The organism is Priestia sp. D51 (assembly GCF_053345675.1).
In genome coordinates this window covers 203,944-220,109 of the sequence record NZ_JBLTIR010000001.1, presented here as the reverse complement: position 1 = coordinate 220,109, position 16,166 = coordinate 203,944, and the positions used below count along the sequence as shown (strand labels likewise).

13 protein-coding genes, 1 tRNA gene and 1 other annotated feature are annotated in these 16,166 nt (G+C 39.5%); all 14 genes read right to left on the bottom strand.

The window, feature by feature from the left end:
- Positions 1-49 precede the first annotated feature (49 nt).
- Positions 50-1,717, bottom strand: a complete 1,668-nt coding sequence (gene lonB, locus ACNHOZ_RS01160) for an ATP-dependent protease LonB (protein ID WP_028411731.1) — start codon at positions 1,715-1,717, stop codon at positions 50-52.
- 152 nt (positions 1,718-1,869) lie between these two features.
- Positions 1,870-3,135, bottom strand: a complete 1,266-nt coding sequence (gene clpX, locus ACNHOZ_RS01155; RefSeq protein ID WP_013059367.1) for an ATP-dependent protease ATP-binding subunit ClpX — start codon at positions 3,133-3,135, stop codon at positions 1,870-1,872.
- Between the two features lie 384 nt (positions 3,136-3,519).
- Positions 3,520-4,806, bottom strand: coding sequence for a trigger factor (tig, locus tag ACNHOZ_RS01150; protein WP_028411732.1), 1,287 nt, complete (start codon positions 4,804-4,806; stop codon positions 3,520-3,522).
- A 221-nt stretch (positions 4,807-5,027) separates the two neighbouring features.
- Positions 5,028-6,029 (bottom strand): tetratricopeptide repeat protein, encoded by a 1,002-nt coding sequence (locus ACNHOZ_RS01145; protein WP_033579642.1) that lies wholly within the window; start codon positions 6,027-6,029, stop codon positions 5,028-5,030.
- 101 nt (positions 6,030-6,130) lie between these two features.
- Positions 6,131-6,721, bottom strand: a complete 591-nt coding sequence (leuD, locus tag ACNHOZ_RS01140; protein WP_048019708.1) for a 3-isopropylmalate dehydratase small subunit — start codon at positions 6,719-6,721, stop codon at positions 6,131-6,133.
- Between the two features lie 14 nt (positions 6,722-6,735).
- Positions 6,736-8,151 (bottom strand): 3-isopropylmalate dehydratase large subunit, encoded by a 1,416-nt coding sequence (leuC, locus tag ACNHOZ_RS01135; RefSeq protein WP_255905712.1) that lies wholly within the window; start codon positions 8,149-8,151, stop codon positions 6,736-6,738.
- A gap of 58 nt (positions 8,152-8,209) precedes the next feature.
- Positions 8,210-9,319 (bottom strand): 3-isopropylmalate dehydrogenase, encoded by a 1,110-nt coding sequence (leuB, locus tag ACNHOZ_RS01130; protein ID WP_028411736.1) that lies wholly within the window; start codon positions 9,317-9,319, stop codon positions 8,210-8,212.
- A gap of 19 nt (positions 9,320-9,338) precedes the next feature.
- Complete coding sequence (locus ACNHOZ_RS01125) at positions 9,339-10,874, bottom strand: 2-isopropylmalate synthase (RefSeq protein ID WP_025750618.1); 1,536 nt, start codon at positions 10,872-10,874, stop codon at positions 9,339-9,341.
- Complete coding sequence (gene ilvC, locus ACNHOZ_RS01120) at positions 10,861-11,886, bottom strand: ketol-acid reductoisomerase (RefSeq protein ID WP_255905713.1); 1,026 nt, start codon at positions 11,884-11,886, stop codon at positions 10,861-10,863. The genes ACNHOZ_RS01125 and ilvC overlap by 14 nt, the downstream gene beginning before the upstream one ends.
- A 64-nt stretch (positions 11,887-11,950) precedes the next feature.
- Positions 11,951-12,463 carry an acetolactate synthase small subunit gene (ilvN, locus tag ACNHOZ_RS01115; protein WP_013059375.1) on the bottom strand — a complete coding sequence of 171 codons (513 nt, stop codon included), beginning with the start codon at positions 12,461-12,463 and terminating at the stop codon, positions 11,951-11,953.
- Entirely contained in the window at positions 12,460-14,187 is a 1,728-nt protein-coding gene (ilvB, locus tag ACNHOZ_RS01110) for an acetolactate synthase large subunit (RefSeq protein WP_230683453.1), read from the bottom strand. The genes ilvN and ilvB overlap by 4 nt, the downstream gene beginning before the upstream one ends.
- 68 nt (positions 14,188-14,255) lie before the next feature.
- Positions 14,256-14,509, bottom strand: a binding site (T-box leader).
- Between the two features lie 329 nt (positions 14,510-14,838).
- Positions 14,839-14,912, bottom strand: a tRNA-Arg gene (locus tag ACNHOZ_RS01105).
- Positions 14,913-15,037: 125 nt separating this feature from the next.
- Positions 15,038-15,550, bottom strand: a complete 513-nt coding sequence (locus ACNHOZ_RS01100; RefSeq protein WP_028411739.1) for a metallophosphoesterase — start codon at positions 15,548-15,550, stop codon at positions 15,038-15,040.
- 15 nt (positions 15,551-15,565) lie between these two features.
- Positions 15,566-16,159: an XTP/dITP diphosphatase gene (locus ACNHOZ_RS01095; RefSeq protein WP_048019706.1), complete on the bottom strand. Its 594-nt coding sequence runs from the start codon at positions 16,157-16,159 to the stop codon at positions 15,566-15,568.
- Positions 16,160-16,166 lie beyond the last annotated feature (7 nt).

Below are 16,166 nucleotides of genomic sequence, written 5' to 3'. Positions count from 1 at the left end.
AGGCGATGAATATTCATCTGACCATTAATTTTTAATTATCATGATAGAATTAGCTAGATTCTCTATTTGGAATAGCTGGATCTACCGACAAATGTGCAACATGCTCATGTACAGACAATAGTGCTTGTTCAAACACCTCTGTTAAATGATGGACAGGAATAATATCGATACCTTTTACCTTTTCTACCATTGCATTCATATTTTCTTTTGGCACAATCACCGTCTGAACGCCTGCTTGTTTTGCTGCCTTGATTTTTGGAATTACGCCGCCAATTGGCTTTACGTTGCCGTGCAGACCAATTTCTCCTGTCATTGCTACCGTGTGTTTGATTGGGACTTCATAAATTGCTGAGTAGATCCCTGTTGCCATAGCAATACCAGCAGAAGGTCCATCGATTGGCACACCTCCCGGAAAATTCACGTGGATATCATACTCATCGGCTGGCACATCCATTGAGCGAAGAACCGTTATGACATTTTCAATTGAGCTTTTAGCCATACTTTTACGACGAATAGACTTCCCTTGAGTCCCTATACTTTCCTCTTCAACGATACCCGTAATAATAATGTTCCCTTTCTCTTTTGCAGGAATCGCTTTGACCTCAATTTCTAAAAGTGCTCCAGAGTTGGGCCCGTACACGGCTAATCCATTAATAAGCCCCACTTTTTCCTCATCTGCAATTTTCGGATCGTGTCTTGGAGATAGTTGACTAGAATGAACAATCCATTCAATATCTTCATTTTTAATGTCCGTTCGTTCCTCTGATATCGCTAGTCCAGCCGCAATTTGCATCATATTAACCGTTTCACGTCCATTGCGTGCATATGTAGAAAACAGAGATAAACCTTCTTCTGATATATCCATTCTGACTTTATTTGCTGCTTTTTTTGCAACTGTAATAATTTCGTCGCGATCAAGCTCACGGAAAAATACCTCTACGCATCTGGAACGAATGGCAGGCGGAATTTCATTAGGCGTTCTAGTCGTCGCACCAATCAAGCGAAAGTCGGCTGGTAAACCATTTTGAAAAATATCGTGAATATGTGTTGGAATTTGTGTATTTTCTTCGCTGTAATAGGCGCTTTCCATAAACACTTTTCGATCTTCTAGAACCTTTAACAGCTTATTCATCTGAATAGGATGGAGTTCTCCAATTTCATCAATAAATAAAATTCCCCCGTGTGCATCTGTAACTGCTCCTTGTTTTGGCTGCGGAATTCCAGCTTGGCCCATAGCGCCTGCGCCTTGGTAAATGGGGTCATGCACTGATCCAATTAAAGGATCTGCAATGCCTCGCTCATCAAAACGCGCCGTAGTTGCATCTAACTCTACAAATACAGCTGCTTGTTTAAAAGGTGATTTTTTATTTTTCTTTGCTTCTTCTAACACTAAACGTGCTGCTGCTGTTTTTCCTACTCCAGGCGGCCCGTATACAATAACGTGCTGTGGATTAGGACCGCAAAGGGCAGCCTTTAGTGACCGAATTCCATCTTCTTGTCCGACAATATCGGAGAAGCTAGACGGCCTCACACGTTCGGCAAGCGGCTCAGTTAAAGAGATGGCTCTCATCTTCTGCAGTTGCTCCATTTCTTTCTTTGAATCCCGGTCAATTGAGACTTTTTGCGTACGCTGATTGCGTAATAAATTCCAAAAATATAAGCCAATGATGATACCAAAAAAGAGTTGGACCATTAAGGCAATATTCGTCCAGTTCATGGATAAACCTCCTGCGCAGTTTAGTAAGATAATTATCAGTTATTATCTCCCTGCAGCAGTAGGAATAAACAAGATTCTAGTAAAAAGTAAAATTTAGTTGTCCTTCATCAACAGAAAAAAGCCGGGTACTCAAATTGAGTACCCGGCTTTTTTTATGCTGATGTTTTGCTGCCTTCTTGAATAGTAGATCCGTCTTCTAATACGAACTTAGGAGCCGCTTGATCACGAACTGTTTCACCTGTGATAATACATTTTGTAATATCATCACGTGAAGGAAGATCAAACATTACATCTAACATAATACCTTCAATGATTGAACGTAGACCACGAGCACCTGTTTTACGCTCGATTGCTTTTTTAGAAATTTCTACTAAAGCCTCGTCTTCGAACTCAAGTTCAACGTCATCAAGTTCAAGCATTTTTTGATATTGTTTCACTAGTGCATTTTTCGGTTTTGTTAAAATCTCAACTAGCGCTTCTTCATCAAGAGGCACTAAGCTAGCAGTAACCGGTAAACGACCAATAAACTCTGGAATTAAACCAAATTTTAATAAATCTTCCGGTAATACTTTTGCTAGTAACTCTTTTTCTGTAAAGTCTTGTTGTTTTGTTTCTGAACCGAAACCAATTACTTTTTTACCTAGACGGCGCTTAATAATAGGTTCGATTCCGTCAAACGCACCACCGCAAATAAATAAGATATTTGTTGTATCAATTTGAATAAATTCTTGATGAGGGTGTTTGCGTCCACCTTGAGGAGGAACACTTGCTACAGTACCTTCTAAGATTTTAAGAAGAGCCTGCTGCACACCTTCACCTGATACATCACGTGTAATAGATGGGTTTTCAGACTTACGCGCTACTTTATCAATTTCATCGATGTAGATGATACCTTTTTCAGCTTTCTCCACATCGTAATCAGCTGATTGAATTAATTTTAATAAGATGTTTTCAACATCTTCTCCTACATAACCCGCTTCTGTTAGAGATGTTGCATCTGCAATCGCAAACGGTACGTTTAAAATACGAGCCAATGTTTGAGCTAGTAAAGTTTTACCGCTTCCTGTAGGTCCAATTAATGCAATATTACTTTTTGATAACTCAACGTCATCAATTTTACTGTTTGAATTGATTCGTTTGTAATGGTTGTATACTGCAACAGATAACGATTTTTTCGCATCCTCTTGACCAATTACATACTCATCTAAAATGTCACGAATTTCTTTTGGTTTTGGTACATCTTTAAATTCTACTTCTTCTTCTGTACCTAACTCTTCTTCTACGATTTCCGTGCAAAGTTCAATACATTCATCGCATATGTAAACACCTGGACCCGCAACTAACTTGCGTACTTGTTCTTGTGTTTTACCACAAAATGAGCATTTTAACTGCCCTTTTTCATCGTTAAATTTAAACATAATTTTCACCCCTTGTAGTATTTACTAAAGTGCTCGAAGCTGATTTCTATCCGCGCTATAGCCCAACAACATGAACAACTCATCTATTTGTAGGTAAATGCCCCTCTTTATCACATAGTAAAAGCGCTATGAAAAGATTTGTATTGCATTTTACCATACATTTTCTTGAATAGATACTAAAACGTTTTATGTATATGTTGTTGATGAGCATAACAGAATGAAGATCTGCTATTATATAGTGTCCTCTTATTGGGCCTATTTCATAACCACGGATTTCAAACAATGGGTTAAAGCTGCTTCTACGGTGTTGGTTATGATATAAAAAAACTATTGAAGTTTATAAAACAAGGCACGATCAAGTCGCGCCTTGTTTCTTACTTACTATTATGCAACAGCTTTGCTGTTTTCTACAAGAAATTCAACTGCTTTACGTACTTTCATGTCTTCTTTAATGCTATCAAGACTGCCAAGCACTTTCTTAATTTCTTCGACAGGCATGTTGTACATTCCTGCCATGTTTTCTAATTCTTTTTCTACTTCTTCTTCGCTTACTTCAAGATTTTCAGCTTTTGAAATAGCTTCTAGCGTTAAGTTGATTTTCACACGCTTTTCAGCATCCGGACGCATTTGGTCGCGAAGAGCTTTTTCATCTTGACCTGAGAATTGGAAGTAAAGTTCAAGGTTAAGACCTTGCATTTGTAAACGTTGTTCAAACTCTTGCATCATACGATCCATTTCAGTGTTGAACATTGCTTCTGGAATTTCTACTTCAGCATTTTCAGCAGCTTTTTCTACTAAAGTGTCGCGAAGAGCTGATTCTGCTTGGTTTTCTTTATCGCTTTGTAATTTTTCTTTTGTTTTTGCTTTTAACGCTTCTAAAGTTTCTACTTCTTCATCTACGTCTTTTGCAAACTCATCGTCTAAAGCTGGAAGCTCTTTAGATTTGATTTCATGTAATTTCACTTGGAATTTAGCAGCTTTACCAGCTAGCTCTTCAGCGTGATACTCTTCAGGGAATGTTACTTCCACTTCTTTTTCAGCGCCTACTTCAAGACCAACTAGTTGCTCTTCAAAGCCAGGGATGAATGTGTTAGAACCGATTTCTAAAGAATAGTTTTCGCCTTTTCCGCCTTCAAATGCTTCGCCATCAACGAAACCTTCAAAGTCGATTACAGCTGTATCGCCTTCAGCTACTGTTCCTTCTTCTTTAACAACTAGTTCAGCGTGACGCTCTTGAAGTGTTTTTAATTCAGCTTCAACGTCTTCGTCTGTTACAGTTGTATCTACTTTTTCTACTTCTAAGTTTTTGTATTCGCCTAATTTAACTTCAGGCTTAACAGTTACTTTAGCAGTGAAAACTAGAGGTTGTCCTTTTTCAATTGTTTCAACATCGATTTCTGGACGATCAACCGGCTCGATACCAGCTTCAACAATTGCATTGCTGTAAGCTTCAGGTAATAAGATGTCTAGTGCATCTTGGTATAAAGACTCTACGCCAAAACGTTTTTCGAAAAGTGGACGAGGCATTTTACCTTTACGGAACCCTGGTACGTTTACTTGTTTTACAACTTTTGTGAATGCTTTATCTAAGGCTTTATCAAACTCAGCAGCTTCAACTTCTACTGTTAAAACGCCTTGATTTCCTTCTTGTTTTTCCCATTTTGCAGACATGAATGTTTCCCTCCAAAATCATTTTAAGTAGTGATTTCTAAATTAGATAATGCAGATAGCCTATCAGTTCAAACCTCAATCATTATCTATTTAACTCCCTACTACTTTAAAGTAAGTAGGAATGTAATGTAAAGATGAAATTCTACTATACGTATTTAAGTGCATTTTACAACCATTATATTATAACATACAACAATGACGTTTCAACTAAACACCACATTTTATATAAAAGAAATTTCTTCAATTTCTTTTAGCTCTTTAATTGCCTTTCGTAATTCAGCTGCAGAGAAACTTCCGTCTTCCTCTGCTACAGCTGCATCTGACTCTTCTCCTTGCATCATCAGACTAACAGCATACACCGCTTCTGTCCAAAGTTTTACATTATCACCCGGTAAAAACGGAAATGTTATAAATAAATGACGCTGCCATATTTCAACGGCAACCTGCAGCAATGTAGGATTTTCATGCTCCAGCTTTTCCGTCAGCTGCGCTTCTACTTGCTCGGCAAACAAATACGGTGTTGTTCGTTGAAGCTGAAGCGCATTTACTTTTTTCGTCTCTCCAAACTTACTAATCATAAAATCAATGTCTACTTCTTCTTCCATGACTGTTTTTAAAGCGACTGTTTTTACGATAGGGTGAATAGCTTCAGATGAAAATAGCTGTTCCAGAAAGAAGCGCTGCTTTTCAATTCTCTTTGTTTTTAATGAATGAACCCATTCAAGCTGATCTTGAATATTGTCTAGAGCTGTGAATGATTTAAACTGCTCTATCTGTTCTTCTTCTGTTTGTTCTTCTATGACTTGTTCTTGATTCATTCTATTTTTGCAGAACTCCAATAGCTGATAAAGCTGTTCAGCATGTTCAGAAGGGAGTTTGTGTTCTTGAATAACTGCTTGTAGAGTGACATATCCTTCATGATAATGACCAAGCTGAATTAACACCATGAGGTACATTTGCAAATTATGATAATAATCGCCAATATCTTCTTTCAGCATTTGCTCACATAATTCCTTAGCTATGCCTGCATCACCGAGCTCCACGTGACAAATAACAAGGCCAAGCAAAATTTCATGATGCTTATTATCAAGTTCGTAGGCCTGCTCAAATAAAGGAAGTGCTTCTTGAAATTGCTTGTGCTGCATATGTTCTGTAGCTTTTTCAACCAACCGTTCTTTTAATAGAGGAAAAGCTACAATTTTGTTTTGTTGTTCATTCGACATGTTTTCTCCCCACTTCGCGGTCCATTTGCTTTACAGTTTAGCAATTGAATTAACGGAACGCAAAAAAATCGAGCAAAATCATCATTTTGCTCGATTTTTGGTTAATATCTTACCGTTTTTGCTTCATAAGCAGAAATGTCGTCTTCAAAAGAAAGCGTATAGCCAATTTCATCATATCCGTTAACAAGCATATATTTCCAATGGCCATTAATCTCAAACGTACGTTCAAAACCTGCTTCATCGGTAATTTTTTGCTGATGAAGATCGATTGTACAGGCGTAAGAAGCACTTTGAGACTCTTTCATTAAATAGGAAACATCTTCTTTTGGTAAAATAATAGGTAAAATACCATTTTTTAGACAGTTTTGTTTAAAAATATCCGCAAATGACGGTGCGATAATGGCACGGAACCCATAGTCTAAAAGCGCCCATGGAGCGTGTTCACGTGACGAACCACACCCGAAGTTCTCGTCAGCTACAAGAATTGTTGCTCCTTGATTTTGAGGCTGATTTAGTTCAAACGTTTCATTTAACGTTTCATCTTCATTATATCGCCAATCAAAAAAGAGAAATTGGCCAAAGCCAGTACGCTCAATTCTTTTCAAAAATTGCTTTGGGATAATTTGATCAGTATCTACGTTTGCTCGGTCGAGACCTGCTACTTTTCCTGTATGGATTGTAAAAGCATTCATCTGTGTTCTCCTCCTTATCGCACCGCTTGTTCTTGTAGTTTGCGTACATCAACAAAATGTCCATATACCGCTGCCGCTGCTGCCATTACCGGGCTTACTAAATGCGTTCTGGCACCTTTTCCTTGACGTCCTTCAAAGTTTCGATTAGAAGTGGACGCACAGTGTTCGCCTTGTGGAACTAAGTCAGAGTTCATGCCTAGACACATGCTGCAGCCCGAGTCTCTCCATTCAAAGCCTGCTTCAATAAAAATAGCAGATAACCCTTCTTCTTCAGCCACTCGCTTTACTTTTTGAGAACCTGGTACAATCATCGCTCGCACATCTGGTGACACTTTCTTTCCTTTAATAAAGGCTGCCACGTCACGAAGATCAGACAAACGAGCATTTGTACATGAACCGATAAATACATGCTGAACTGGGATCTCTTCTATTGCCATGCCGGGCTGTAAGCCCATATACTCAAGTGCTCGTGACAAAGACTTTTTCTCAGCTTCTGTTGTACACTCTTCTAATGTAGGAACTTGCTTGCTAACATAAGAACTCATCGCCGGGTTTGTTCCCCATGTTACAACAGGCTCAATTGTATCTGCATCAATTTCTAGCGTTTCATCGTATGTTGCACCTTCATCTGTTGCTAAAGCTGCCCAAGCTTCCACTGCTTTTTCAAACTGTTCTCCTTTAGGAGCATACTGACGCCCTTTAATATAAGAGAAAGTAACATCATCTGGACTGATTAAACCAGCTTTTGCACCGGCTTCAATAGACATATTACAAATAGTCATGCGCTCTTCCATTGAAAGGTCGCGAATACATTCGCCCGTAAATTCTACGATTGAACCCGTTCCAAAATTCACGCCGAATTTTTGAATAATTGCTAACACAATGTCCTTAGCATAAACACCAGGCTGTTTTTTGCCATTTACTCTCACTTGTAGCGTTTTTGGTTTCGCTTGCCATAGCGTTTGCGTTGCTAAAACATGTTCTACCTCACTCGTTCCTATACCAAAAGCAAGCGCTCCAAATGCACCGTGAGTAGATGTATGGCTATCTCCGCACACAATGGTTTTTCCAGGCTGCGTCAATCCTAATTCCGGTCCAATGATATGCACAATTCCTTGCTCTTCGCTTGTTAAATCTAAAAGCTTCACACCAAACTCATGACAGTTTTCAGATAGTTTGTCTACTTGTTTCTTTGCAATCGGATCTTTAATATTAAAACGGTCAACCGTTGGAATATTGTGATCCATTGTAGCAAACGTTAAGTCCGGACGCTTCACTTGACGATTTGCCACGCGAAGACCTTCGAATGCTTGAGGAGACGTTACTTCATGAATAAGATGAAGATCGATATATAATAAGTCCGGCTTCCCCTCTTCTCGACGTACAACATGTTGTTCCCAAAGCTTATCAATAATTGTTTTTGGTTTCATACTGCTCCTCCTTTCTGATTATGAAAAACGTTTCTCACAAAACGTGAGAAACGCATGATTAACTGTAAGCTGTCATAATGCTTGAAATGGCAGAATCGTTGGCAATAACCGCAGTTATTGCATCCACCATTTTATCGGTACCTAAATAATGATTACCGTCTGCTAAGTCAGCTGTTCGATGACCTGCATGTAATACACTTTCAACCGCTTGTTCAATCACCGCTGCTTCTGTTTCTAATCCAAATGAATGTCTAAGCAACATTGCTGCAGATAAAATAGCAGCAATCGGATTAGCTTTGTTTTGTCCAGCAATGTCTGGTGCAGAACCGTGAACCGGTTCGTATAAAGATGGACCATCAACCGTTAAACTCGCAGATGGAAGCATCCCTAACGATCCTGTCAGCATAGAAGCCTCATCACTCAAAATATCACCAAACATATTTTCAGTTACCACTACATCAAAATATTTCGGATTACGAATTAACTGCATAGCAGCTGAATCTACAAGCATATGCTCAAGCTCTACATCCGGGTAGTCTTTTGCTACTTCTTCAGCTACTTCACGCCACACTCGACTAGACTCAAGCACATTCGCTTTATCAACCGACGTTACCTTTTTACGTCGATTTACAGCCGTTTCAAACGCTTGGCGAATAATCCTTTCTATTTCTGTACGCTTATAAAATAACGTGTCGACAACCGTCTCTTCATTTCCTTCTGTTCGACGCTCGCTAGGCTGACCAAAATATAAGCCCCCTGTTAGCTCACGAACGATAATGAAGTCAACACCTTCAATGTATTCTTTTTTCAAAGGAGAGGCATCTGCTAAGCTATCATAAAACGTCACTGGACGAAGGTTAGCATATAAATCCAATTCTTTTCGAATAGCTAGCAAACCTTTTTCTGGTCGCAAATGTGAAGGGTTACGATCCCATTTTGGCCCTCCAACGGATCCAAGTAAGACGGCATCCGCCTGCTTACAAATCTCAATTGTACTTTCTGGAAGAGGTGTGCCAGCCTCATCAATTGCAGCTCCGCCAATTAATCCATACGTAAACTCGAATTGATGATCAAAGCGCTCTCCAATTGCTTTTAAAACGGCAACAGCGCCTTTGGTTACTTCTGTTCCTACGCCGTCACCTGGTAATACAGCGACTTTTTTTGTCATGGTGGTCTCTCCCTTCAGTTCACATTACTTCTTGCTTTGTACGATGCTGCTGAATAGCGATTAATCGATTAATGGCATTTAAATAGGCTTTCGCTGACGATTCTAATACGTCAAATGCTACTCCGCGTCCGCTTGCTTCAGTTCCTTCGCTTTCAACCTTCACAAATACTTCAGCCAGTGCATCCGGACCGCCGTTAATAGACTGAATACGATAGTCTAATAGTTTGACATCTTGCTCAACACAGCGCTGCAGCGTATTATAGATAGCTTCCACGCTTCCAGATCCCGTAGCTGCTTCTTGAATCTCTTCGCCGTTTTCTTTGCGAAGCGTAATCGTAGCCGTAGGAATATTGTTCGTACCATACTGAACTTGCAGACTTTCAAGCTTATATTCACTGTCTTTGCTAACTTGCTTTTGAATGACTAATGCCAATAAATCATCGTCGGTAATGTCTTTTTTCTTATCTGCTAAGTCTTTAAACTTCTCAAAAAGCACGTTTGCTTCTGTATCTTCCAATGTGAACCCAAGCTCTACTAAGCGTGTACGGAACGCATGACGACCAGAATGCTTGCCAAGCACAATCGGATTTTGTTTAACACCCACAAGTTCTGGGGAAATAATCTCATATGTTAACGGATTTTTTAAGACGCCATCTTGGTGAATACCTGATTCATGAGCAAAAGCATTTTTTCCGACAATTGCTTTATTTGGCGCAATATTCATTCCGGTAAGCTTACTGATAATGTCACTCGTACGCTTGATTTCGGGCAAGATCAAACCTGTGCTCGCTTGATAGAAGTCTTGACGGACATGAAGCGCAAGTGCTACTTCTTCAAGAGCAGCGTTACCGGCACGTTCTCCGATTCCGTTAATCGTTCCTTCAATTTGAGTAGCTCCTGCTTCAATAGCAGCCATTGAATTAGCAACAGCTAGCCCTAAGTCATCGTGGCAGTGAGCTGACAAATCGACCTTATGAATATTTGATACATGTTCTTTTAAGTAATTAAATACGGATTGATAGTCACCAGGCGTGATAAATCCTACCGTATCTGGAATATTAACGACTTTTGCACCAGCATCAATAACAGCTTCTACAATTCTAGCTAAAAACGGTAAATCTGTGCGACATGCATCTTCAGCAGACCATTGAACAACCGGGAATTTTTTACTTGCGTATTTCACCATTTCCACTGCTGTTTCAAGTACTTCATCAGGTGTTTTTTTCAATTTATGCTGCATATGAATTTCGGAAGTAGCGATAAAAACATGCAGTCTTGGTTCTGCACTTTCTTTTAACGCTTCCCATGCAATGTCAATATCTTTTGTAACAGACCTTGCAAGGCCTGTTACAGAAGAATTTTTGACAATAGACGCAATTTCTTTTACGGATTGAAAATCACCTTTTGAAGAAGCTGGAAATCCGGCTTCAATAATGTCGATACCTAATCGCTCTAACTGCTTAGCAATTTCAAGCTTTTCTTGTAGGTTCAAATTGACTCCAGGTGACTGTTCACCATCGCGTAGCGTCGTGTCAAATAGTTTAATTTTTTGCACTAGCGATCACCGCTTCTTTCTTTTGTTTTTTAACAAATGGCATCATTTCACGTAATTGAGCGCCAACTTTTTCAATTAAATGTTCGTTTTCACGGTTATTGATAGCTGTAAATTCTGGACGATTTGCTTGGTTTTCTAGGATCCAGCCTTTTGCAAATTTACCTGTTTGGATATCTTCAAGCACTTTTTTCATTTGTTCTTTTGAACGCTCATCTACAACGCGTGGTCCTGAAACGAAGTCACCCCATTGAGCTGTATCAGAGATTGAATAACGCATGCCTTCCATTCCGCCTTCATACATAAGGTCAACAATTAATTTTAATTCGTGTAAACACTCAAAATATGCAACTTCCGGTTGGTAGCCAGCTTCTACAAGCGTTTCAAAACCAGCTTTAACTAATGAAGTTAAACCGCCGCAAAGTACTGCTTGCTCACCGAAAAGATCTGTTTCTGTTTCTTCTTTAAACGTTGTTTCTAATACACCCGCACGAGCTGAGCCAATTGCTTTAGCATAAGCTAATGCTACGTCTTTTGCTTCGCCAGTTACGTCTTGGAATACTGCGAATAACGCCGGTACGCCAGCTCCTTCTTCATACGTTCTTCTTACAAGGTGACCAGGACCTTTTGGAGCTACTAAGAATACGTCAACGAATTCAGGTGCTACGATTTGATTAAAGTGAATGTTAAAACCGTGAGCAAATACTAAAGATTTCCCTGGTTTTAATCCTGGAAGAATTTCTTCGTTATAAACTTTTGGCTGATGCTCATCTGGAAGTAATACCATTACTACTTCTGCTTGTTGAACTGCTTCTTTTACAGATAATACAGTGAAGTCGTCTTGTTCTGCTTGATCCCATGATTTACCTTTACGTAATCCTACTACCACGTTTACTCCGCTGTCGCGTAAGTTTTGTGCGTGAGCGTGACCTTGTGAACCATAACCTACGATTGCTACTGTTTTACCTTGTAATAATTGATCCTTTGCATCTCCGTTGTAATATACCTTTGTCATAATAAATCTCTCCTCTTAGTTTATATAGTTTTATATAGTTTACTTTTTTAGTAACTAGCTAGAATTAAATGATTGATGAAAGTTTGGCTGCTGCTTTTTGCGTACCGCGCGGAACAGCAACTGTCCCTGTGCGCGTTACTTCTTTTAATCCATAAGGCTGAAGTAAATCAATCATCGCTTCAATCTTGCTGGATTCACCTGTTACTTGAATAATTAAGCTGTCGCGGCTTACATCAATGATGGTTGCACGGAAAGGCTCAATTACTGCATAAAGTTCGTTACGGCTCGCAGGTGTAGATGCTACTTTCATTAAAGCAAGCTCTCTTGACACCACGGCTTGATCCGTAATATCTTGAACTTTCAACACGTCAATCTGCTTGTTTAACTGCTTAATCACTTGTTCAGCAGCATTGTCATGCTCTACGTTTACGACAAACGTCATGCGTGATACATCTTCAGATTCAGTGTGTCCTACCGAAATACTCTCAATATTGAAATTTCTTTTTGTAAATAACCCCGTTACGCGATTTAAAACGCCCGCACGGTTTAATACAGTTGCTGTAATGATTCGCTTCATGGTTTCACCCCTACCATTTCATGTAATCCTTTTCCAGGTGCAACCATTGGATATACGTTTTCTTTAGGTGCGACAAAGAAGTTTAGTAAAACAGGTCCATCTGTTTCCATTGCTTCTTTCAGAGCCGCATGCGCTTCTTCTTCAGTAGAAGCTTGTAAACCTTTGATATCATAGGCTTCTGCAAGCTTCATTAAATTAGGCTGATTCGGAATTAAAGAGTGCGAGTAGCGTTCTTCATAGAAGATTTCCTGCCACTGACGAACCATTCCAAGCGACTGATTGTTAAGCACAACCACTTTAACAGGTAAGTTTAATTCTCTAATAACCCCTAATTCTTGAAGCGTCATTTGAAATCCACCGTCACCAACGACTGCTACAACTGTTTTATCTTTATTTGCCAGCTGAGCGCCGATTGCAGAAGGTAATCCAAAGCCCATGGTGCCAAGGCCACCTGAAGTTACCCATCGATCTGGATTATTAAATGTGTAGTATTGAGCTACCCACATCTGATGTTGCCCAACGTCCGTTGTAACAACGGCATCTCCATTTGTATATTTGTGAAGCAACTCAACTACTTTTTGTGGTTTCAACACGTCCGCTGAGTTCTGATACCATAATGGATATTCTTGTTTCCACGCCGCTAATTTCTCATGCCATTTCGTATAATCTCCAACTTCTCCTTCTTGCAGAAGCAATTGCTTTAATACTTCTTTTGCATCTCCAACAATTGGAATCTTGGTTGGAACATTCTTTCCAATTTCCGCTGGGTCGATGTCAATGTGAGCAATTTTTGCATTTGGTGCAAAATGCTTTAAGTTACCTGTTACTCGGTCATCAAAGCGCGCCCCGATACTAATGAGAAGATCACTCTCATAAATTGCCATGTTTGCTGTGTACGTTCCGTGCATGCCAGCCATTCCTAAATGAAGCGGATGATCTGCAGGAAAACAGCCTAACCCTAAAAGCGTATTAATAACCGGAATATTTTGACGCTCAGCATAATTTTTTAATTCTTCTGAACCTTTACTCAATAATACTCCCGCACCTGCTAGAATAACAGGTTTCTTTGCAGCTGCTACTGTGTCTGTTAACTTTTTAACCTGCAGCTGATTTGGAAAATAAGTTGGCTGATAGCCAGGTAAATCAATTTCTCCTTCGTAATTAAATGTTCCATCACCCTGTGCCATATCTTTTGGAATGTCGATTAAGACTGGACCAGGTCTTCCTGTTGTCGCAATATGAAATGCCTCTTTGATGATTCTCGGCATGTCGCTGATATTGCGTACTTGATAGCTATGTTTTGTAATTGGCATTGTGATTCCTAATACATCTGCTTCTTGGAACGCGTCAGAACCAATTACACTTGAAGCTACTTGACCAGTAAAAACAACTAAAGGAAGTGAGTCAATCATCGCATCTGCCAAACCTGTTACGATATTTGTTGCACCAGGACCACTTGTTGCGATAACTACACCGGGTTTACCTGAAATTCTTGCGTACCCTTCTGCTGCGTGAATTCCACCTTGTTCGTGACGAGCAAGTACGTGAAACATTCCTGAACCGTATAGCTTATCGTAAATCGGTAAAACGGCTCCCCCTGGGTAACCGAAGATGACGTCAACGTTTTCTCTTCTTAGAGATTCAATCAACATGTCAGCTCCATTCATTTGTGCCCCAGTGCTTACAGGTTCTTTCGTTTGCATATTGGCTCCCACTTTTCTCATCCTTTCGTTTTCTAGATAAAAGAAAAAAGACTTCTCACCCCTAAATAGACCCTATCAAATGATATAGGTCAAGGGGCGAAAAGTCTTTTGTACTTTACGCGGTACCACCCTCGTTTGTAATCGAAATGATTACCTTATGAATGTATACTGTACATTCTTTTTGATAACGAGTGCTTTGGAAGTACACTCGGTCGCCCTTACTGAATTTCAGGGTGACACTCTGAGGTGAGTTCATTTTGAGTTGGTAACGCCGGCTTCCAGCAACCCGACTCTCTGTTGATACCTAAACATCAAAACTACTTATCCTCTTCAACGTTTTAAAACGCTATATGCTTTTTGAACAATGCTTTACACATCATATTTTAATTTAATTACAATTAATTAAAATTTTTAGAAAACTTATATTTGAGGACTATCTTACGCCCATTTCTATGCATAGTCAACCACTTTTCAAGATTTTTTTAGACAATTTAGACTAAACAGAATATTTGAATGCGTTTTCATTATTGATGCAATAAGGGTTTATAGCCACTCAAAAAGTTTTTCTGAAACGTTCATTTGTACACACTGAATGAACAAACATTCACTTTTAAGATAAATAAAAAAATCCCGGCTTTTACTAAAAAGTAAAAGCCGGGATTTTTTTCTAGACGTCCCAGGAGAGATTCGAACTCCCGACCGACGGCTTAGAAGGCCGTTGCTCTATCCTGCTGAGCTACTGGGACATAATGTTAAACTGTATCAAAGACAATACTTATTATATTCAAATATAATTTAAAAGTCAACGTTTTTTTGAAATTTTATGAGAAGAGAGGTAAAAAACCTTCTCTTCTCCCTATATTTGGCTATATTATGCTGAAAGTGTACAGGTTAACTGCATGCTAGGAATATGTTTACCGCTTATATCGTAAAACTGCACGGTAGCTTCTGTACCATCCATTACTAGTATAGCATACGTACGTTCTTTTCTCATACGAGGAAGTAACATACTTCCTGGATTGATAAATAAAACTCCGTCCATGAGCTCAGCTCCCGCTATGTGAGAATGCCCAAAACAAACAACGTTTGCCCCCACTTCTCTCGCTTTGTAATGCAGATTCATCATAGACATTTTAACATTATATAAGTGACCGTGTGTAACCAGACACGTGGCTTCTCCAAGTGACTCTACTCGATCATTGACGTAAGATGCATCATAATCACAATTTCCTCGAACGCCTAAAAACGAAGACATTTCTTTGCTGTCTTGTGGCAGCTCAGAGTCACCACAATGAATCATCTTATCTACATCAGCATGTCTTTCTCTGATAGTGAGCAGTTCTTCTTGTAACCCGTGGCTATCGCTTACAATTAATAGTTTCACACGTCATCACTCCTTCTAAAATTGCGCATCAATTAGCGGTGCTAGTTTTTCTAACGCATTTGCTCGGTGACTAATTTGATTTTTTTGTTCTTTAGACAATTCTGCCATGGAGCAGTTCCATTTTTCTACAAAGAAAATAGGATCGTATCCAAAGCCGTTCTCGCCTCTTTTTTCTTCCAAGATGCGCCCTTCACACGTGCCTTCTACAAGCTCTGTTCTCTTTCCAGGCACTGCAATAGCAAGCGTACAATGAAAACGTGCCGTGCGTTTTTCAAACGGCACGTCATGTAATTTTTGAAGTACCTTCTCTATATTAGCATTATCATCTTTATTTTCACCAGCATAACGCGCGGAATAAACGCCTGGCTCTCCGTTTAAGGCATCAATAGCAAGCCCAGAATCGTCGGCAATAACCGGCTTATTTAATGCTGATGAAATGGTTTCTGCCTTTAGCGTGGCGTTCTCTGCAAATGTAACGCCCGTTTCTTCCACGTCCTCAATTTCAGGAAAATCAAGAAGCGATGTTACTTTAAATCCCTTCGGTGAGAATAGTGTTTCAAAATCCTTTACTTTGCCTGCATTTTTAGTTGCAATAATGATTTCATGCACGTTAATC